Origin of the sequence: Bordetella bronchialis (assembly GCF_001676705.1) — a bacterium.
In the GTDB taxonomy this organism is placed as follows: Bacteria; Pseudomonadota; Gammaproteobacteria; order Burkholderiales; family Burkholderiaceae_B; genus Bordetella_C; species Bordetella_C bronchialis.
Map to the genome: position 1 here is coordinate 5,791,323 of NZ_CP016170.1, position 17,428 is coordinate 5,808,750.

General features: G+C 63.4%; 26 protein-coding genes. 2 read left to right on the forward strand and 24 right to left on the reverse strand.

The window, feature by feature from the left end; genetic code table 11:
* Positions 1–3: 3 nt before the first annotated feature.
* From rpsE to BAU06_RS27180, 9 genes are all read right to left on the reverse strand, one after another.
* A complete protein-coding gene (gene rpsE, locus BAU06_RS25470; RefSeq protein WP_066357354.1) occupies positions 4–525 on the reverse strand; it encodes a 30S ribosomal protein S5 in 522 nt (173 codons plus the stop codon).
* Positions 526–540: 15 nt separating this feature from the next.
* Complete coding sequence (rplR, locus tag BAU06_RS25475) at positions 541–906, reverse strand: 50S ribosomal protein L18 (protein ID WP_066357361.1); 366 nt, start codon at positions 904–906, stop codon at positions 541–543.
* A 21-nt stretch (positions 907–927) separates the two neighbouring features.
* On the reverse strand, positions 928–1,461 hold the full coding sequence (gene rplF, locus BAU06_RS25480) for a 50S ribosomal protein L6 (protein ID WP_066357364.1): 534 nt from the start codon (positions 1,459–1,461) through the stop codon (positions 928–930).
* Between the two features lie 10 nt (positions 1,462–1,471).
* A complete protein-coding gene (rpsH, locus tag BAU06_RS25485) occupies positions 1,472–1,867 on the reverse strand; it encodes a 30S ribosomal protein S8 (protein ID WP_066357365.1) in 396 nt (131 codons plus the stop codon).
* A 10-nt stretch (positions 1,868–1,877) separates the two neighbouring features.
* Positions 1,878–2,183, reverse strand: a complete 306-nt coding sequence (gene rpsN / locus BAU06_RS25490; RefSeq protein WP_066357366.1) for a 30S ribosomal protein S14 — start codon at positions 2,181–2,183, stop codon at positions 1,878–1,880.
* 11 nt (positions 2,184–2,194) lie between these two features.
* A complete protein-coding gene (gene rplE, locus BAU06_RS25495) occupies positions 2,195–2,734 on the reverse strand; it encodes a 50S ribosomal protein L5 (RefSeq protein WP_066357368.1) in 540 nt (179 codons plus the stop codon).
* Between the two features lie 12 nt (positions 2,735–2,746).
* A complete protein-coding gene (gene rplX / locus BAU06_RS25500; RefSeq protein WP_066357369.1) occupies positions 2,747–3,067 on the reverse strand; it encodes a 50S ribosomal protein L24 in 321 nt (106 codons plus the stop codon).
* An 11-nt stretch (positions 3,068–3,078) separates the two neighbouring features.
* Positions 3,079–3,456, reverse strand: a complete 378-nt coding sequence (gene rplN, locus BAU06_RS25505; protein ID WP_066357374.1) for a 50S ribosomal protein L14 — start codon at positions 3,454–3,456, stop codon at positions 3,079–3,081.
* Positions 3,457–3,904: 448 nt separating this feature from the next.
* Positions 3,905–4,660 (reverse strand): aspartyl/asparaginyl beta-hydroxylase domain-containing protein, encoded by a 756-nt coding sequence (locus BAU06_RS27180; protein ID WP_231933960.1) that lies wholly within the window; start codon positions 4,658–4,660, stop codon positions 3,905–3,907.
* Positions 4,661–4,975: 315 nt separating this feature from the next.
* Here BAU06_RS27180 and BAU06_RS25515 point away from each other — a divergent pair, with 315 nt between their 5' ends.
* Both BAU06_RS25515 and BAU06_RS25520 read left to right on the forward strand, forming a co-directional pair.
* Positions 4,976–6,403 (forward strand): NAD-dependent succinate-semialdehyde dehydrogenase, encoded by a 1,428-nt coding sequence (locus tag BAU06_RS25515; RefSeq protein WP_066357375.1) that lies wholly within the window; start codon positions 4,976–4,978, stop codon positions 6,401–6,403.
* A 160-nt stretch (positions 6,404–6,563) separates the two neighbouring features.
* Positions 6,564–6,869 (forward strand): hypothetical protein, encoded by a 306-nt coding sequence (locus tag BAU06_RS25520; protein WP_066357376.1) that lies wholly within the window; start codon positions 6,564–6,566, stop codon positions 6,867–6,869.
* Between the two features lie 211 nt (positions 6,870–7,080).
* Here BAU06_RS25520 and rpsQ read toward each other — a convergent pair whose 3' ends face one another.
* The 15 genes from rpsQ to rpsL form a co-directional block, all read right to left on the reverse strand.
* Positions 7,081–7,362, reverse strand: a complete 282-nt coding sequence (rpsQ, locus tag BAU06_RS25525; protein WP_066357377.1) for a 30S ribosomal protein S17 — start codon at positions 7,360–7,362, stop codon at positions 7,081–7,083.
* 2 nt (positions 7,363–7,364) lie between these two features.
* Positions 7,365–7,556: a 50S ribosomal protein L29 gene (gene rpmC / locus BAU06_RS25530; protein WP_066357378.1), complete on the reverse strand. Its 192-nt coding sequence runs from the start codon at positions 7,554–7,556 to the stop codon at positions 7,365–7,367.
* 10 nt (positions 7,557–7,566) lie between these two features.
* On the reverse strand, positions 7,567–7,983 hold the full coding sequence (gene rplP, locus BAU06_RS25535; protein ID WP_066357379.1) for a 50S ribosomal protein L16: 417 nt from the start codon (positions 7,981–7,983) through the stop codon (positions 7,567–7,569).
* Between the two features lie 2 nt (positions 7,984–7,985).
* Positions 7,986–8,786 (reverse strand): 30S ribosomal protein S3, encoded by an 801-nt coding sequence (gene rpsC / locus BAU06_RS25540; protein ID WP_066357381.1) that lies wholly within the window; start codon positions 8,784–8,786, stop codon positions 7,986–7,988.
* 9 nt (positions 8,787–8,795) lie between these two features.
* The gene (gene rplV / locus BAU06_RS25545; RefSeq protein WP_066357384.1) at positions 8,796–9,125 is read right to left on the reverse strand and encodes a 50S ribosomal protein L22; all 330 of its coding nucleotides are present in this window, start codon (positions 9,123–9,125) and stop codon (positions 8,796–8,798) included.
* A gap of 3 nt (positions 9,126–9,128) precedes the next feature.
* Entirely contained in the window at positions 9,129–9,404 is a 276-nt protein-coding gene (gene rpsS / locus BAU06_RS25550; protein ID WP_066357390.1) for a 30S ribosomal protein S19, read from the reverse strand.
* 12 nt (positions 9,405–9,416) lie between these two features.
* A complete protein-coding gene (gene rplB / locus BAU06_RS25555) occupies positions 9,417–10,244 on the reverse strand; it encodes a 50S ribosomal protein L2 (RefSeq protein ID WP_066357393.1) in 828 nt (275 codons plus the stop codon).
* Positions 10,245–10,541, reverse strand: coding sequence for a 50S ribosomal protein L23 (rplW, locus tag BAU06_RS25560; protein ID WP_066357397.1), 297 nt, complete (start codon positions 10,539–10,541; stop codon positions 10,245–10,247).
* Positions 10,538–11,155: a 50S ribosomal protein L4 gene (rplD, locus tag BAU06_RS25565; protein WP_066357403.1), complete on the reverse strand. Its 618-nt coding sequence runs from the start codon at positions 11,153–11,155 to the stop codon at positions 10,538–10,540. The genes rplW and rplD overlap by 4 nt, the downstream gene beginning before the upstream one ends.
* A 5-nt stretch (positions 11,156–11,160) precedes the next feature.
* Entirely contained in the window at positions 11,161–11,850 is a 690-nt protein-coding gene (gene rplC / locus BAU06_RS25570; protein WP_066357404.1) for a 50S ribosomal protein L3, read from the reverse strand.
* A gap of 385 nt (positions 11,851–12,235) precedes the next feature.
* The gene (rpsJ, locus tag BAU06_RS25575) at positions 12,236–12,547 is read right to left on the reverse strand and encodes a 30S ribosomal protein S10 (protein WP_066357409.1); all 312 of its coding nucleotides are present in this window, start codon (positions 12,545–12,547) and stop codon (positions 12,236–12,238) included.
* Between the two features lie 63 nt (positions 12,548–12,610).
* Positions 12,611–13,801: an elongation factor Tu gene (gene tuf / locus BAU06_RS25580; RefSeq protein ID WP_066357411.1), complete on the reverse strand. Its 1,191-nt coding sequence runs from the start codon at positions 13,799–13,801 to the stop codon at positions 12,611–12,613.
* Between the two features lie 76 nt (positions 13,802–13,877).
* Positions 13,878–15,983 carry an elongation factor G gene (gene fusA / locus BAU06_RS25585; RefSeq protein WP_066357412.1) on the reverse strand — a complete coding sequence of 702 codons (2,106 nt, stop codon included), beginning with the start codon at positions 15,981–15,983 and terminating at the stop codon, positions 13,878–13,880.
* Between the two features lie 19 nt (positions 15,984–16,002).
* Positions 16,003–16,473, reverse strand: coding sequence for a 30S ribosomal protein S7 (gene rpsG / locus BAU06_RS25590; protein WP_066357414.1), 471 nt, complete (start codon positions 16,471–16,473; stop codon positions 16,003–16,005).
* Positions 16,474–16,737: 264 nt separating this feature from the next.
* Complete coding sequence (gene rpsL, locus BAU06_RS25595) at positions 16,738–17,115, reverse strand: 30S ribosomal protein S12 (RefSeq protein ID WP_066357417.1); 378 nt, start codon at positions 17,113–17,115, stop codon at positions 16,738–16,740.
* Positions 17,116–17,428: the final 313 nt, after the last annotated feature.

Here is a 17,428-nt window from a genome sequence, read left to right on the forward strand (position 1 = left end):
GACTTACCCCAGGATCTCTTCGACGGTCTTGCCGCGCTTGGCCGCGACTTCCGACGGAGTCATGGACGCGCGCAGGCCGTTCAGCGTGGCGCGGACCATGTTGTAAGGATTGCTGGAACCCAGGCTCTTCGCGACGACGTTGCGCACGCCCATCACTTCGAAAATGGCGCGCATCGGGCCGCCGGCGATCACGCCGGTACCTTCGGGAGCCGGGGAGATCAGCACGGTGGAAGCGCCATGCTTGCCGACCACGGTGTGGTACAGGGTGCCGTTCTTCAGGGCGACCTTGAACAGGCCGCGACGGGCCTGTTCCATCGCCTTCTGGACGGACACCGGCACTTCGCGCGCCTTGCCCTTGCCCATGCCGATGCGGCCATCGCCGTCACCGACCACGGTCAGCGCGGCGAAGCTCATCGTGCGACCGCCCTTGACCACTTTGCTGACGCGGTTCACCGCGATCATCTTTTCGCGCAGGCCGTCGTCGTTCTCTTTTTCCACGGCGCCTTTGCCTTGTGGTTTAGCCATTTGACTGATCCTCGCTTAGAACTTGAGGCCGGCTTCACGCGCGGCATCGGCCAGCGCCTTCACGCGGCCATGGTAACGGAAGCCCGAGCGATCGAAGGCGACCAGTTCGATACCGGCGGCCTTGGCCTTTTCGGCCACGCGCTTGCCCACCAGCTCGGCAGCGGCCTTGTTGCCGCCGCGGCCCGATTGGCCAGCCAGCTGGTTGCGCACTTCGGTTTCCAACGTGGAAGCGCTGACCAGCACGCGGTCGCCTTCCGGCGAAATGATGTTCGCGTAGATGTGCAGGTTCGAGCGGAAGATCGACAGGCGATGAACGCGCAGTTCGGAAATCTTCCGGCGGGTCGGAACCGCACGACGCAAACGGGATACTTTCTTGTCCATGATTCGTCCTTGCGTCCGCCGTTACTTCTTCTTGGTTTCCTTGATGACGACCTTCTCGTCGGCATAGCGCACGCCCTTGCCCTTGTAGGGCTCGGGTTTGCGGTAGCCGCGGATCTTGGCCGCCTGCTGGCCCACTTCCTGCAGATTCGCGCCGCTGACGATGATTTCCGTCGGCGTGGGGCACTTCGCGGAGACACCCTTGGGCAGCTTGTGCTCGATGTCGTGCGAGAAACCAAGTTGCAGCTTGACGACGTCGCCTTGCACCTGGGCGCGGTAACCCACGCCCACCAGCGTCAGCTTGCGCTCGAAGCCCTTGCTGACACCCGTGACCATATTCGCGACCAGGGCGCGCACCGTGCCGGACATGGCGTTGGCGTGGCGGCCGTCGTTCGCGGCGACGAAGGTCAGCTTGCCTTCATCCAGCTTGACGACGACGTCGCCCGTCAGCGCTTGTTCCAGCGTGCCCAGGGGGCCCTTGACGGTGATCTGGTCTTCCTTCAACGTCACTTCGACGTTCTTCGGCACTTCGACCGGGTATTTGGCTATACGTGACATACGACTCTCCTTAGGCCACGTAGCACAGGACTTCGCCGCCCACGCCGTTGGCGCGAGCCTTGCGGTCGGTCATCACGCCACGCGAGGTCGACACGATGGCAACGCCCAGGCCGTTCATGACCTCGGGAATGTTGCTGCGGCCCTTGTAGATACGCAGGCCGGGGCGCGATACGCGTTCGATGCGCTCGATGACCGGACGGCCGGCGTAGTACTTCAGGGAGATCTCGAGCTCAGGCTTGGCCTGGGTGCCCTTGACTTCGAACCCGTCGATGTAGCCTTCGTCCTTCAGCACGGCGGCGATGGCGGCCTTCAGCTTCGAGGACGGCATGGTCACCGTGACTTTGTCAACTTGCTGCGCATTGCGAATGCGGGTCAGCATATCGGCGATCGGATCGCTCATGCTCATATTCGTTCTCCTACCAGCTGGCCTTGGTGATGCCGGGGATTTCGCCCTTCATCGCCATTTCGCGAAGTTTGTGACGCGTCAGGCCGAACTTGCTGAACACGCCACGCGGACGACCCGTCACGGCGCAGCGGTTGCGCTGGCGCGTGGGATTGGCGTTGCGCGGCAGCTGCTGCAGCTTGAGCCGAGCTTGGTAACGTTCTTCGTCGGTCTTCGACTGGTCGTCGATGATCGCCTTCAGTGCGGCGCGCTTGGCGGCGAATTTGTCAGCCAGCTTGGCGCGTTTGATGTCGCGATTGATGAGTGAGAGTTTGGCCACGTCATCGTCCCTTAATTACGAAACGGGAAGCTGAACGCCGTCAACAGCGCCTTGGCTTCTTCGTCGGTCTTGGCAGTGGTGGTGATGCTGATGTTCAACCCACGCAGCGCGTCGATCTTGTCGTACTCGATCTCGGGGAAAATGATCTGCTCTTTCACCCCGATGTTGTAGTTGCCGCGACCGTCGAAAGCACGGCCGGACACGCCACGGAAGTCACGCACGCGCGGGAAGGCCACGGTAACCAGGCGATCCAGGAAGTCGTACATCCGTTCGCCGCGCAGCGTCACCATGCAGCCGATCGGATAGTTTTCGCGGATCTTGAAACCGGCGATAGCCTTGCGGGTCTTGGTGATGACGGGCTTCTGGCCGGCGATCTTGGTCAGATCCGACACGGCGTGCTCGATCACTTTCTTGTCGGCCACGGCCTCGGACACGCCCATGTTCAGCGTGATCTTGGTGATGCGCGGCACTTCCATCGAGCTCTTGTAGCCGAACTTGGTCTTCAGCTCGCCGGCGATCTTGTCGCGGTACAGGTCTTGCAAACGAGTCATGTCTTACGCTCCTTACGCCTTGGCGCCGACTTCGGCACCATTGGAACGGAAGATGCGGACCCGGCGGCCGTCGACTTCCTTGACGCCCACGCGGTCGCCCTTGCCCGTAGCCGGGTTGAACAGCGCGACGTTGGAAATATGGATAGGCATCGATTTTTCGACGATGCCGCCCGGGTTGTTGGCCATGGGGTTCGGCTTGGTGTGCTTCTTGACGACGTTCACGCCTTCGACCAGCACGTAGTCGGCATTCACGACCTGCAGCACGGTGCCGCGACGCTTCCTGTCGCGGCCGGTCAGGACGATGACTTCGTCACCTTTGCGGATATTGTTCATCGCTGGGCTCCTTACAGCACTTCGGCCGCGAGCGACACGATCTTCATGAACTGCTCGGTACGCAGCTCACGGGTCACGGGTCCGAAAATGCGGGTGCCGATCGGTTCTTTCTTGGCGTTCAGCAGGACGGCGGCATTGCCGTTGACGCCGGGAAAACGGATCAACGAACCGTCCTTGCGGCGCACGCCGCTGGCGGTACGCACCACGACGGCGTTGTAGATTTCGCCCTTCTTGACGCGGCCACGCGGGGCGGCGTCGATGACGCTGACTTTGATGATGTCGCCGATACCGGCATAACGGCGCTTGGATCCGCCGAGCACCTTGATGCACCGCACTCGGCGCGCACCAGTGTTGTCGGCCACGTCCAGCGTGGTCTGCATTTGGATCATGATTTTTCCTGTTCCAACTTAACGGAGAGTGCGATTGCCGCCCCAATGACGCCGACCCTTGCGGGCCACCGAAATAGCGCGGGCACACCAGCCCTTTCCGTCAGTTTTGGTCCCGTAAGGGTTTAGGTTCCCATAAGGGCTTGATAACCCTGGTCCGCCCGGCGGCCCCTGACACGGCCCGCGCGACCGGAACCGGCCGCCGCGCACCCCATCCTGGACCAGGACAAAACCAGAGTTGGTATCCTGCGGATTTCTCCCAAGAACCTGCGACCCCGACCCCCGGCCCGGACCCCACCAGAAACCCCGACCGCCGTTGCAATCGCTGCCATCGTGGGCTGCGGACTGAACGCGCCGGAAATCCCGGGCTGGTCCCGGCAGAATGTCAGACAGACTCTGCGGGAAAGCTATCTATTCTAGCCCGTCCGCCAAACGTTCGCAAGGGGAATCTTCAGTCCTGCCCGTAGTAGCCTTTTTCCCACAGATCGTGGTTGGCCTTGGACTGCCGGATCTCCGGCGTCATGGGCGCCACCGCCAGCACCAACCGGTTCAACCAGTTGACGGGCCAGCGGCACGGCCGGTCGAAATCGATGAACAGCACCGCCCGCAGCCCATCGGTATCGTTATGGACCTCATGCGGATAGAGGTCGTCGAACACCACCGCCCTGCCCTCTTGCCAGATGTAGCGCTGCCCATCGACTTCTATCCAGCATTGTTCGCGGGGCTCCGGGACGATAAGCCCCAGGTGCAGGCGCAGCACGCCATTGTAGGGGCCGCGGTGCAGTGGGATGCGCTTGCCGGGCTCCAGGATGGAGAAGAACGCGGTGCGGATCCCCGGGATGCCGGCGATGGCGCGCGCCGTCGCGGGACAACGCGCCAGATTGCGCTCCGCGCGCAGCCCATAGGCCATGAAGACGAAGGTCTTCCACTGGCGGTCCGTGGTGATCGTCGCCACGTCGGGCGAGAGCTCGTGGAATGCCGGGAGTTTCTCCCGGTCGCGCAGGATCTCCGTCAGTTCCTCCCGGATGGCCGGCGCCGCGGCCTCCAGCCCGGGCACCCAGGGGAAGGCGGCGTTGTCGAAGATGGGATGGTCCCCCACCAGGGACGCGCGGGCGATCGCGTTATGGAGGATGTCCACGACGGCGAAGAAGAACCGGGAAAACAGGGGCGGAGATGACTTGTTCGGGGCGGTATCTATGGGCTGCACAGTTCTAGGCCGTTCGTGTCGTTCTCTGATCCGGTCGCGGAAAGCTATTCTTGCCGACGCGCCGCCCTGGTACGGCAGGACCTTCGCGGGCAGCGAGCCGGTTTGCCGTCGGGGCCCATCTTGGACCAGCGCGATTTCTGCATGGTTCCGGCCCGCAGCGCATAATACCGCCCGAGCCGGCTCCGGCGGGCATGCGATGTGCCGCCCGCGGCGCCCGACGGCCCCTGGGTTTAGACTGACACTCGCGCGGCCGGGCGGCCTGGCCTGGCCGGGCACGGCAGGACCGCATCCAATCCATAGACGAGGGATAACAGAATGTACGAACAGTTGGCGTTGTATATCGATGGCGAATTCCTGTCGGGCGAGGGACGCCAGAGCCAGGACGTGACCAATCCGGCCACCCTCGAGGTCCTGGGCAAGCTGCCCCATGCCACCGAAGCCGACCTGGACCGCGCCCTGCAGGCGGCGCAGCGCGCCTTCGAGTCCTGGCGCCGTACGTCGCCGATGGAACGCTCGCGCATCCTGCGCAAGGTCGCCGAGCTGTCGCGCGAGCGCGCCCAGGAGATCGGCCGCAACATGACCATGGACCAGGGCAAGCCCCTGGCCGAGGCCGTGCTGGAGGTGACCAGCTGCTCGGAGCACTGCGAGTGGCACGCCGAGGAATGCCGCCGCATCTACGGCCGCGTCATCCCGCCGCGCAATCCGGACGTCCGCCAATTCGTGGTGCGTGAGCCGATCGGCGTGTGCGCGGCCTTCACGCCCTGGAACTTCCCGTACAACCAGGCCATCCGCAAAATCGCCGCGGCCCTGGGCGCCGGCTGCACCATCATCCTGAAGGGACCGGAGGACTCGCCCAGCGCGGTCATGGCCATCGCCCGCATGTTCCACGACGCCGGCCTGCCCCCGGGCTGCCTGAACATCGTATGGGGCGAGCCGGCCAAGATTTCCGAATACCTGATCCGCTCGCCCATCGTGCGCAAGATCTCCTTCACGGGCTCCGTGCCCGTCGGCAAGCACCTGGCCGCGCTGGCCGGCGCGCACATGAAGCGCAGCACCATGGAACTGGGCGGCCATTCGCCGGTGCTGGTCTTCGACGACGCCGACATCGAGCGCGCGGCCGAGATGCTGGCGCGCTTCAAGATCCGCAACGCCGGGCAGGTCTGCGTGTCGCCCACCCGCTTCTATGTGCAAAAGGGCGCCTACGACAAATTCCTGGCCCGCTTCACGGACGTGCTCAAGAACATCAAGGTCGGCAATGGCCTGGAAGCCGGCACGGAAATGGGCCCGCTCGCGCACGAGCGGCGGGTCCCCACCATGAGCCGCTTCGTCGAGGACGCCGTCGGCAAGGGCGCCAAGGTCGTCCTGGGCGGCGCCCCCATCGAGCGGGCCGGCCATTTCTTCGCGCCGACCGTCATCACCGACCTGCCCGAAGACGCCATGCTGATGACCGAAGAGCCCTTCGGCCCGCTGGCACCCGTGGTGCCCTTCACCGATACGGACGAGGCCATCAAGCGCGCCAACAGCCTGCCCTTCGGCTTGTCGTCCTACGTGTTCACCAACTCGCTGAAGACCGCCACCAAGGTGTCCAACGCCCTGGAAGCCGGCATGGTCAACATCAACCATTTCGGCAGCGCGCTGGCGGAAACGCCTTTCGGCGGCGTCAAGGACAGCGGCATTGGCAGCGAAGGCGGCACGGAGACCTTCGACGGCTACCTGGTGACCAAGTTCATCACGCATATCTGAGCCACGACCATCCTGTCCAATGTCGCCTTGGACAGCGGACAGGATTCCAAAACCGGATTGCCCGAATCGACAAGCCGGTCCCGCGCCCCGATGTTGTGATTCCGGGAGCCCGCCGCGCCATGGCTGCGCGCTGGCGGGCGCCCCTTACCGGAGGCACAACATGACGGCTACCATCGACTTCCCCACGGAAGGCGCCACGATGCTGCAAGGCGCTCTCCTGCATGCGAACGGACACGCCGATCCCGGCTCGACGGTCTACTTCGCCGTAACCTTTCTGAAAAACACCGTGGAGCACCACACCGTGCAGGCCGACCGCAGCGGCCTGTGGGTGGCGACCACCACGGGCGGTTTGCAACCGGGACGTTATGTCGCGCACGCGACCCAAGTGCCGGCAGGCAAGCCGCCCATCGAGCCGGAAGCGTTGTCTCCCGGCGCCTTCGTCGGCTTTTCCGTCGTCTCGGCCTAGGTTCCGCCCGCAGCGGGCTTCGGCAGCCTTTCCGGCTGCCGGGGGGAACCCGACGTGCCGACGCTTCCGGTCGCCCCGCGCCGGTCCGTGAAACGAAAAAAGCCAAGGTTTCCCTTGGCTTTCTTGCCCGGTGTCGCGTCGGCGCCGTCATCGCGCGCGTGCCCGCAAGCGGGGATCGCGCGCAACGGCGCCGAACGCGCCGCCTGACGGCTTAGATGATGCGAGCGGCTTCGACCAGACGCACCACGCTCCAGGACTTGGAACGGGAGATCGGACGGCCTTCCGCGATTTCCACGGTGTCGCCTTCATTGATCTGGTTGGTCTCGTCGTGCGCCTTGTACTTGTTGGAGCGCATGACGATCTTGCCGTAGATCGGGTGCTTGACGCGGCGTTCCACCAGCACGACAACGGTCTTGTCCATTTTGTTGGAGACGACCTTGCCGACCAGCGTGCGCTTGCGCTTGGCTTGTTGGGTGTTTTGCGTTTCGCTCATGATCATTTCCCTGCCTTCTCGGTCAGCACGGTACGGACGCGCGCAATGTCCTTGCGCACTTTGCCGAGCTGGCTGGTGTTGGCAAGCTGCTGCGTGGCCTTCTGCATGCGCAGACCAAATTGGGCTCGGAGCAGGCTTTCGAGTTCTTTCTGGAGCTCGGCGGCGTCTTTCGAGCGGAGTTCTTGGGCTTTCATTTAGGACTCCTTAAGCGCCGATGTGACGCGCGACGAACGTCGTCGAAATCGGCAGCTTCGCGGCGGCCAGGCGGAAAGCTTCGCGTGCGAGCTCTTCGCTGACCCCTTCCATTTCATAGAGCACCTTACCGGGCTGGATCTCGGCGACCCAGTATTCCGGGTTGCCCTTACCGTTACCCATCCGGACTTCGGCCGGCTTCTGCGAAATCGGCTTGTCGGGGAAGATGCGGATCCAGATGCGGCCGCCACGCTTGATGTGACGGTTGATGGCACGACGGGCGGCTTCGATCTGGCGGGCGGTCAGGCGGCCGCGGCCGGTCGCCTTCAGGCCGTATTCCCCGAACGACACATTGGTGCCGCGCGTGGCCAGGCCGGTGTTACGGCCCTTCTGCTCTTTGCGATACTTTCTGCGTGAGGGTTGCAGCATGCTTATTCTCCTTCAGGCGCCGGGGCGGCATCCGCCTTGCGGGGACCGCGGCCACGACCGCCACCACCGCCGGGACGGCCCGGACGACCGCCGTCAGGACGGTCGCCACGCGGGGCACGACGCGGACGGCGCTCTTCTTCGCGGGGCGCGGCGGTCTCGGGCGGCAGTTCGCCGTTGGCCAGCATGTCGCCCTTGTAGACCCAGACCTTGATGCCGATCACACCGTAGGTGGTATGGGCTTCCGAGGTGCCGTAGTCGATGTTCGCCTTCAGCGTGTGCAGCGGCACACGGCCTTCGCGATACCACTCCGTACGCGCGATTTCGATGCCGTTCAGGCGGCCCGAGCTCATGATCTTGATGCCCTGGGCACCCAGACGCATGGCGTTCTGCATGGCGCGCTTCATGGCACGGCGGAACATGATCCGCTTTTCCAGCTGCTGCGAGATCGAATCGGCGATCAGCTGGGCGTCGGTTTCCGGCTTGCGGATTTCCTCGATGTTGACGTGCACGGGCACGCCCATCAGACGCTGCAGATCGGCCTTCAGGCCTTCGATGTCTTCGCCGCGCTTGCCGATGACAACACCGGGACGCGCCGAGTACACCGTGATACGGGCGTTCTTGGCCGGACGCTCGATGACCACGCGGCCGACCGAAGCGCTCTTCAGCTTCTTCTTCAGGTACTCGCGCACGCGGATGTCTTCGGCCAGCATGCCGCCGAAAGCCTTGTCGTCGGCGTACCAACGCGAGGACCAGTTACGGGTAACCGCAAGGCGGAACCCAGTGGGGTGAATTTTCTGACCCATCGTGACTCCTTAGGCGCCGACCTTGACCGTGATGTGGCAGGTCTGCTTCTCGATACGATTGCCGCGGCCTTTGGCGCGAGCCGAGAAGCGCTTCAGCGACTGAGCCTTGTCCACATAGATCGTGGTGACTTTCAGCTCGTCGATGTCGGCACCGTCGTTGTGCTCTGCATTGGCGATGGCGGACTCGACAGCCTTCTTCAGGATGCCGGCGGCCTTCTTGGGGGAGAAGGTAAGGATGTTCAACGCTTGCGCGACCGGCTTGCCACGGATCATGTCCGCGACCAGACGGGTCTTCTGCGCCGAGATGTGAACACCACGGATAATGGCAGTCGTTTCCATCGCTTACCTCTTGGCCTTCTTGTCCGCCGCGTGGCCCTTGAACGTACGGGTCAGCGCGAACTCGCCCAGTTTGTGACCGACCATGTTCTCGTTGATGTACACGGGAACGTGCTGCTTGCCGTTGTGCACAGCGATCGTCAGGCCGATGAACTCGGGCAGGATCGTGGAACGGCGCGACCAGGTCTTGATCGGCTTCTTGTCTTTGGCCGCGGTAGCCGTATCCACCTTTTTGATCAGGTGAGCATCGACAAACGGGCCTTTCTTGATCGAACGTGACATAGTGTTCGCCTCTTACTTGCGCTTGCGCCGTTGGACGATCATGTTGTTCGTCCGCTTGTTGCTACGGGTCTTGTAACCCTTAGCCGGAGTACCCCACGGGCTGACCGGTTCGCGGGCTTCGCCGGTACGGCCTTCGCCGCCACCGTGCGGGTGATCCACCGGGTTCATGGCGACGCCACGAACCGTCGGACGCACACCGCGCCAACGCATCGCACCGGCCTTGCCGATCTGGCGCAGGCTGTGTTCTTCATTACCGACTTCGCCGATGGTGGCGCGGCACTCGATGTGCACGCGGCGCACTTCGCCGGAACGCAGGCGGACCTGGGCGTACGTGCCTTCGCGCGCCAGCAGGACGGCGGAGGCGCCGGCCGAGCGGGCCATCTGGGCACCCTTGCCGGGCAGCATCTCGATGCAGTGGATGGTCGTACCCACCGGGATGTTGCGGATCGGCAGCGTGTTGCCGGCGCGGATGGGGGCTTCGATGCCCGACACCAGCGAGGCACCGACTTCCAGGCCACGGGGCGCGATGATGTAGCGACGCTCGCCGTCGGCGTAGCACAGCAGTGCCAGGTGTGCCGTACGGTTGGGGTCGTATTCCAGGCGCTCGACCTTGGCGGGGATGCCGTCCTTGTCGCGACGGAAGTCGACGATACGGTAATGCTGCTTGTGACCGCCGCCGCGATGGCGGACGGTGATGTGGCCGTTGTTGTTACGGCCCGAGCCGCGCTTCTTCTTTTCCAGCAAAGAAGCGACCGGCGCGCCCTTGTGCAGGTTCGGGCTGACGACCTTCACCATGCCGCGACGGCCGGCGGAGGTCGGTTTCATTTTCACGAGGGCCATTTACTTCACCTCCGCAAAGTCGATTTCCTGGCCTTCCTTGAGCGACACGTAGGCCTTGCGCTCGTTGCGGCGGCGACCCACGAACCGGCCAAAGCGCTTGACTTTGCCCTTGCGATTGAGGACCTGCACGGACTCGACCTGCACCTTGAAGAGCAGTTCGACGGCAGCCTTGATTTCCGGCTTGGTGGCGGTGTCGACCACGCGGAAAGCGACTTGCTGATTTTTCTCGGCGACGAACGTGGCCTTTTCGGTCACGATCGGAGCCAGGAGCACCTGCATCAAGCGTTCGGTGTTCATCCCAGCATCTCCTCGAGTTGAGCGATGGCCGGCTTGGTGATCAGCACTTTCCGATAGTGGATCAGCGACAGCGGATCGGCGTAACGCGGTTCGACCACGGCAACGTGCGGCAGGTTGCGGGTGGCGAGGTAAACATTTTCATCGACGCTGTCGGTGATGATCAGCACGGAATCCAGGCCCAGACCCTTCAGCTTGGCCGCGGCCTGCTTGGTCTTGGGGGTATCCAGCGTGAACGTATCGACGACGGCGATGCGGTCTTCACGAGCCAGCTGCGACAGGATCGAGCGGATCCCGGCACGGTACATCTTCTTGTTGACCTTCTGGCTGAAGTTCTCGTCGGGCGAGTTCGGGAAAATCCGGCCGCCCCCACGCCACAGCGGCGACGAGGTCATACCGGCGCGAGCGCGGCCGGTACCCTTCTGGCGCCAGGGCTTCTTGGTGGTGTGCTTGACTTCCGAACGGTCCTTCTGGGCACGGTTGCCGCTACGGGCATTGGCCTGGAAAGCCACGACGATCTGGTGGATCAGCGCTTCGTTGTAGTCGCGACCGAAGACGGTGTCGGGCGCGCTGAACGTAGCGGCCTGACCTTGTTCATTCAGGAGCTTGAGTTCCATGGTGCTTACGCTCCCTTCTTGGCCGGGGCCTTGACGGCCGGACGCACGACGATATCCGCGCCCTTGTGGCCGGGGACGGCGCCCTTGACCAACAGCAGGCCGCGCTCGGCATCGACGCGAACCACGTCCAGGTTCTGGACGGTACGGGTGACATCGCCCAGGTGGCCGGACATGCGCTTGCCGGGGAAGATGCGGCCGGGATCCTGCGCCTGGCCGATGGAGCCGGGCACGCGGTGCGAACGCGAGTTACCGTGCGAGGCGCGCTGCGAACCGAAGTTGTGGCGCTTGATCGTACCGGCGAAGCCCTTACCGATGGTGGTGCCGGTGACGTCGACCTGCTGGCCGGCTTCGAACACGCTTTCCACGGTAATGACGGCGCCCGGCGCGAATTCGGCGGCGCGGGCGGGGTCGAGGCGGAATTCCTTCAGGATGCTGCCGGCTTCAGCGCCGGCCTTGGCGTAATGGCCCGTCTGGGCCTTGGGCACGCGCGAGGAACGGCGCGTGCCGTAAGCCACCTGGATCGCGGCGTAGCCGTCGCTTTCCAGAGACTTCACCTGGGTCACACGGTTGTTCGACACGTCCAGCACGGTCACCGGGATGGATTCGCCTTCCTCGGTGAAAATGCGGGTCATGCCGACCTTGCGACCCACCAGCCCGAGCCGGAACGCGGCGGGCGTGGGTGTCGAATTCGACATCGTTTTCTCCATTCCCGACTGCGATTGGTCGGGGCTAATCAGGCAAGGTAACGGCTTGCCCTACAGTTATCGGCGCCTTCCTTTCAGGACAGCCTTCCAGGAAACCCTTTCAGGACACCTGTCCGGACGGCGCACGCATGCATCTCTGCCAAAAATGGCAAGTTTGCGAGTTTAGCAGCTTCCGGGGGCGGTCCGCAAGTACCGCCCGCTAGAGACCGGCATATGCGCAACGGAAGACGGCGGTGGAAAGGCCAGGCCGCAGCGCAATGGACCGGGATGACGCCGACCGAAGCGCAGCGAGTGGAACGGCAGGCCACGGACCAAAAAACATGGCCGCCGATACGTCATCGGCGGCCATGTTTCGTACCTGCGGCGATCGCGCGGATTACTCCAGCGCGATCTCGACGTCCACGCCGGCAGCCAGGTCCAGGCGCATCAGCGCGTCGACCGTCTTGTCGGTGGGATCCACGATGTCCATCAGGCGCTGATGGGTGCGGATCTCGAACTGGTCGCGCGAGGTCTTGTTGACGTGCGGCGAGCGCAGCACGTCATAGCGACGGATGCGCGTGGGCAGCGGAACGGGACCGCGCACGACGGCGCCCGTGCGCTTGGCCGTGTCGACGATTTCAGCAGCCGACTGGTCGATCAGCTTGTAATCGAACGCTTTCAGGCGGATGCGGATCTTTTGGTTTTTCATGGTGTTTCCTAAAGAACGAGAGGGGGCGGACCGGTATCGGCGCCGCCCCTGCGGCGTCGGGAATTACTTGATGATCTTGGCAACCACGCCCGCGCCCACGGTACGGCCGCCTTCGCGAATCGCGAAACGCAGGCCTTCTTCCATGGCGATCGGGGCCAGCAGCGCCACCTTCATCGACACGTTATCGCCCGGCAGCACCATCTCCTTGTCCTTGGGCAGCTCGATCGTGCCCGTCACGTCCGTCGTGCGGAAGTAGAACTGCGGACGATAGCCGTTGAAGAACGGCGTGTGACGGCCGCCCTCTTCCTTGGACAGGATGTACACCTCGGCGTCGAAGTCCGTGTGCGGCGTGATCGAACCCGGCTTGGCCAGAACCTGGCCACGCTCGACTTCCTCACGCTTGGTGCCGCGCAGCAGAATCCCCACGTTGTCACCGGCCTGGCCCTGATCCAGCAGCTTGCGGAACATTTCCACGCCCGTGCAGGTCGTCTTCAGCGTCGGCTTGATGCCGACGATTTCGATTTCCTCGCCAACCTTGATCACGCCACGCTCGATACGACCGGTCACCACCGTGCCCCGACCCGAGATCGAGAACACATCTTCCACCGGCATCAGGAACGTACCGTCGACCGCGCGCTCCGGCGTCGGGATGTACGTGTCCAGCGCCTCGGCCAGCTTCAGGATCGCCTGCTCGCCCAGCTCGCCCTTGTCGCCTTCCAGCGCCAGCTTGGCCGAACCCTTCACGATCGGCGTGTCGTCGCCAGGAAAATCGTACTTCGACAGCAGCTCGCGGACTTCCATTTCCACCAGCTCCAGCAGCTCCGCGTCATCGACCATGTCCGCCTTGTTCAGGAACACGATGATGTACGGCACGCCCACCTGCCGGCTCAGCAGAATGTGCTCGCGCGTCTGCGGCATCGGGCCGTCAGCGGCAGACACCACCAGGATCGCCCCGTCCATCTGCGCCGCGCCCGTGATCATGTTCTTCACATAGTCCGCGTGGCCCGGGCAGTCAACGTGCGCGTAGTGACGCGACTCCGTCTCGTATTCCACGTGCGCCGTGTTGATCGTGATCCCGCGCGCCTTCTCTTCCGGCGCCGCGTCGATCTGGTCGTACGCCTTCGCTTCACCGCCGAACTTGTTCGACAGCACCGTCGTGATCGCCGCCGTCAACGTCGTTTTGCCGTGGTCCACGTGACCGATCGTACCCACGTTCACGTGCGGCTTGGTACGTTCAAACTTGCCTTTTGCCATGATCTCTTATCCTTTGAACTTTCAAGGAACTCGGTAATGCGACGCCCCGGCGCAGCCAGGGCGGATCGCGGATGATTTACTTGGTACGGGCTGCGATAACTTCGTCGGCCACGTTCTTCGGCGCTTCAGCGTACTGCTTGAATTCCATCGTGTACGTGGCGCGGCCTTGGGTCTGCGAACGCAGGCTGGTGGAATAGCCGAACATCTCGGCCAGCGGAACTTCGGCCTTGATGATCTTGCCACCGCCAGGAATGTCGTCCATCCCTTGCACCATGCCGCGGCGGGACGACAGGTCGCCCATCACCGTGCCGGCGTAGTCTTCCGGGGTTTCGACTTCGACGTGCATCATCGGTTCCAGCAGGACCGGCGAGGCCTTGCGCATGCCTTCCTTGAAGGCCATCGAGGCCGCCATGCGGAACGCGTTTTCGTTCGAATCCACATCGTGGTACGAACCGAAGAACAGCGTCGCCTTGACGTCCACGACGGGGTAGCCCGCCAGGATGCCGGACGGCAGCGTATCGACGATGCCCTTTTCGACCGCGGGGATGTATTCGCGAGGAACCACACCGCCCTTGATGGCATCGACGAACTCGAAACCGGCGCCACCCGGGGGCAGCGGCTCCAGCTTGATGACCACGTGGCCGTACTGGCCGCGGCCGCCGGACTGCTTGACGAACTTGCCTTCGGCTTCGTCGCAGGTCTTGCGGATGGTTTCACGGTAGGCCACCTGGGGCTTGCCGACGTTGGCTTCCACGCCGAATTCGCGCTTCATGCGGTCGACCAGGATTTCCAGGTGCAGTTCGCCCATGCCGGAAATAATGGTCTGGCCCGATTCTTCATCGGTACGCACGCGGAACGACGGATCTTCCTGCGCCAGGCGCGACAGGGCCAGGCCCATCTTTTCCTGGTCGCTCTTGGACTTCGGCTCCACGGCCTGCGAGATCACGGGCTCGGGGAACTCCATGCGCTCCAGCAGGATGTGGGAATCGACGTCGCACAGCGTTTCGCCGGTCGTCACTTCCTTCAGGCCCACCACGGCGGCGATGTCGCCGGCCAGAACTTCCTTGATTTCCTCGCGGTTGTTCGCGTGCATCTGCAGCAGGCGGCCGATGCGTTCCTTCTTGCCCTTGATGGGGTTGTAGACGGTGTCGCCGGACTTCAGCACGCCGGAATACACGCGCACGAAGGTCAGCTGGCCGACGAAGGGATCGCTCATCAGCTTGAACGCCAGCGCCGAGAACTTTTCGGTATCGTCGGCCTTGCGGTTGATCGCGTTGCCATCGTCATCCTGGCCGTCGACCGGGGGAATGTCCACGGGCGAAGGCAGGTAATCGATGACCGCGTCCAGCATGCGCTGCACGCCCTTGTTCTTGAAGGCCGTACCGCACAGCATCGGCTGGATTTCGCCGGCGATGGTGCGCGAGCGGATGCCCTGGTTGATTTCCTCTTCCGAGAGCTCGCCCGTTTCCAGGTACTTGTTCATGAGCTCTTCGGACGATTCGGCCGCGGATTCCACCAGCTTTTCGCGCCATTCCTCGGCCGCCGATTGCAGGTCGGCCGGGATGTCGACGTAGTCGAACTTGGTGCCCTGGCTGGCGTCGTCCCAAATGATGGCCTTCATCTTGATCAGGTCCACCACGCCCTTGAATTCGTCTTCGGCGCCGATGGGGATCACGATGGGCACGGGATTGGCGCGCAGGCGCGTCTTCAGCTGGTCGTAGACCTTGAAGAAGTTGGCGCCGGTGCGGTCCATCTTGTTGACGAAGGCCAGGCGCGGCACGCCGTACTTATTGGCCTGGCGCCACACGGTTTCGGACTGCGGCTGCACACCACCCACCGCGCAATACACCATGCACGCACCGTCGAGCACGCGCATGGAACGTTCGACTTCGATGGTGAAGTCCACGTGTCCCGGGGTGTCGATGATGTTGATGCGGTGCTCGGGGTAGTTGCCGGCCATGCCACGCCAGAAAGCGGTCGTCGCGGCCGACGTGATCGTGATGCCGCGCTCCTGCTCCTGTTCCATCCAGTCCATGGTGGCAGCGCCGTCGTGGACTTCGCCAATCTTGTGATTGACGCCGGTGTAGAACAGGATGCGTTCCGTCGTGGTGGTCTTCCCTGCATCGATGTGCGCAGAGATGCCGATGTTGCGATAGCGCTCGATGGGGGTTTTGCGAGCCATGATTGATTAAATCCTTTGATTACCAGCGGAAATGGCTGAAAGCCTTGTTGGCTTCGGCCATCTTGTGCGTGTCTTCGCGCTTCTTCATCGCGGCGCCGCGGCCTTCCGACGCATCGAGCAGTTCGCCAGCCAGACGCAGGTCCATCGACTTTTCGCCGCGCTTCTTGGCGGCTTCGCGAACCCAGCGCATGGCCAGGGCCAGGCGGCGCACGGGGCGCACTTCAACCGGCACCTGGTAGTTCGCGCCGCCGACACGGCGGCTCTTCACTTCGACGATGGGCTTGACGTTGTTGATGGCGGTGCTGAAGACTTCCAGCGGATCCTTGCCGCTCTTGCTCTGCACCTGCTCGAGGGCACCGTAGACGATGCGCTCGGCGACGGCCTTCTTGCCGTCCAGCATCACAACGTTCATGAACTTGGCGAGCTCGACGCTGCCGAACTTGGGATCGGGCAGGATCTCGCGCTTGGGGACTTCGCGACGACGGGGCATTTCTTGCTTCCTTGTGTCAGTTCAGTTGAACCACGGCCGATGGCCATGGCCACGGCCATCCAGACGGGATGGCCCCTTACGTGCCGCGCCAAACCGGGCGCGGCTGCACGGGTGATGGACGGCCTGCCGCCCATCGATACTTTTGCCGCGACGGCAGCCCGCGAGCCTTGCGGCCACGGCAGCCGATACGCCGCATGACCGGGACCGGCGCGACCAGGACCCGTAACCGGCCTGGACCTGCGGCCCGGAGCGACCGATGGCCGATCAGGCCTTCTTCGGACGCTTGGCGCCGTACTTCGAACGAGCCTGCTTGCGATCCTTCACGCCTTGCAGGTCCAGCGAACCACGGACGATGTGGTAGCGCACACCCGGCAAATCCTTCACACGGCCGCCGCGCACCAACACGACGGAGTGTTCCTGCAGGTTGTGGCCTTCGCCGCCAATGTACGAAATGACTTCGTAGCCATTGGTCAGGCGCACCTTGGCGACCTTACGCAGCGCGGAGTTCGGCTTCTTGGGAGTGGTGGTGTACACGCGGGTGCACACGCCGCGACGCTGCGGGCAATTTTCGAGCGCGGGGCTCTTGCTCTTCGCGACGCTGACTTCGCGCGGCTTGCGCACGAGTTGGCTGATGGTAGGCATGACCTTAGAAATCCCTTTTACGTACCACTGGTAAGTACTTTCGTACTCGCCCCCTCCGCCCCGGTGGCATGGGCCACGGTTCACAGGGGAGGCAGTTCGCGCAAAACCGCCTCAAACAGTTACGTAAAAGAGCGGGTCTTGCAGACAACAAATAAAGCGCACAAAACCTGTTCTGCCCTTCCTGGCCTGGCGGCGGCCCGCCAGGACTATCCCGGGGACCCAGGAACAGGGTTATCAGGTTTTTGCACGCGGATAAATCAGTGAGCCCATGAATTTAGCGTAGTTTCCCGAGGCTGTCAAAGCTTTCTAAGGG

What these genes read in the sequence shown, in the direction of transcription:
- rplC (WP_066357404.1), bottom strand. Translation starts at nt 11,850, where the DNA reads ATGTCGAATTCGACACCCACGCCCGCCGCGTTCCGGCTCGGGCTGGTG.
- rpsH (WP_066357365.1), bottom strand. Translation starts at nt 1,867, where the DNA reads ATGAGCATGAGCGATCCGATCGCCGATATGCTGACCCGCATTCGCAAT.
- rplP (WP_066357379.1), bottom strand. Translation starts at nt 7,983, where the DNA reads ATGCTGCAACCCTCACGCAGAAAGTATCGCAAAGAGCAGAAGGGCCGT.
- rpsJ (WP_066357409.1), bottom strand. Translation starts at nt 12,547, where the DNA reads ATGAAAAACCAAAAGATCCGCATCCGCCTGAAAGCGTTCGATTACAAG.
- rpsL (WP_066357417.1), bottom strand. Translation starts at nt 17,115, where the DNA reads ATGCCTACCATCAGCCAACTCGTGCGCAAGCCGCGCGAAGTCAGCGTC.
- rpsC (WP_066357381.1), bottom strand. Translation starts at nt 8,786, where the DNA reads ATGGGTCAGAAAATTCACCCCACTGGGTTCCGCCTTGCGGTTACCCGT.
- rplD (WP_066357403.1), bottom strand. Translation starts at nt 11,155, where the DNA reads ATGGAACTCAAGCTCCTGAATGAACAAGGTCAGGCCGCTACGTTCAGC.
- rpmC (WP_066357378.1), bottom strand. Translation starts at nt 7,556, where the DNA reads ATGAAAGCCCAAGAACTCCGCTCGAAAGACGCCGCCGAGCTCCAGAAA.
- BAU06_RS25515 (WP_066357375.1), top strand. Translation starts at nt 4,976, where the DNA reads ATGTACGAACAGTTGGCGTTGTATATCGATGGCGAATTCCTGTCGGGC.
- rplF (WP_066357364.1), bottom strand. Translation starts at nt 1,461, where the DNA reads ATGTCACGTATAGCCAAATACCCGGTCGAAGTGCCGAAGAACGTCGAA.
- rplV (WP_066357384.1), bottom strand. Translation starts at nt 9,125, where the DNA reads ATGGAAACGACTGCCATTATCCGTGGTGTTCACATCTCGGCGCAGAAG.
- rplN (WP_066357374.1), bottom strand. Translation starts at nt 3,456, where the DNA reads ATGATCCAAATGCAGACCACGCTGGACGTGGCCGACAACACTGGTGCG.
- rplW (WP_066357397.1), bottom strand. Translation starts at nt 10,541, where the DNA reads ATGAACACCGAACGCTTGATGCAGGTGCTCCTGGCTCCGATCGTGACC.
- tuf (WP_066357411.1), bottom strand. Translation starts at nt 13,801, where the DNA reads ATGGCAAAAGGCAAGTTTGAACGTACCAAGCCGCACGTGAACGTGGGT.
- fusA (WP_066357412.1), bottom strand. Translation starts at nt 15,983, where the DNA reads ATGGCTCGCAAAACCCCCATCGAGCGCTATCGCAACATCGGCATCTCT.
- rplR (WP_066357361.1), bottom strand. Translation starts at nt 906, where the DNA reads ATGGACAAGAAAGTATCCCGTTTGCGTCGTGCGGTTCCGACCCGCCGG.
- rplX (WP_066357369.1), bottom strand. Translation starts at nt 3,067, where the DNA reads ATGAACAATATCCGCAAAGGTGACGAAGTCATCGTCCTGACCGGCCGC.
- rpsE (WP_066357354.1), bottom strand. Translation starts at nt 525, where the DNA reads ATGGCTAAACCACAAGGCAAAGGCGCCGTGGAAAAAGAGAACGACGAC.
- rpsG (WP_066357414.1), bottom strand. Translation starts at nt 16,473, where the DNA reads ATGCCCCGTCGTCGCGAAGTCCCCAAGCGCGAGATCCTGCCCGATCCC.
- rplE (WP_066357368.1), bottom strand. Translation starts at nt 2,734, where the DNA reads ATGACTCGTTTGCAAGACCTGTACCGCGACAAGATCGCCGGCGAGCTG.
- BAU06_RS25520 (WP_066357376.1), top strand. Translation starts at nt 6,564, where the DNA reads ATGACGGCTACCATCGACTTCCCCACGGAAGGCGCCACGATGCTGCAA.
- rpsQ (WP_066357377.1), bottom strand. Translation starts at nt 7,362, where the DNA reads ATGAGCGAAACGCAAAACACCCAACAAGCCAAGCGCAAGCGCACGCTG.
- rpsS (WP_066357390.1), bottom strand. Translation starts at nt 9,404, where the DNA reads ATGTCACGTTCGATCAAGAAAGGCCCGTTTGTCGATGCTCACCTGATC.
- rplB (WP_066357393.1), bottom strand. Translation starts at nt 10,244, where the DNA reads ATGGCCCTCGTGAAAATGAAACCGACCTCCGCCGGCCGTCGCGGCATG.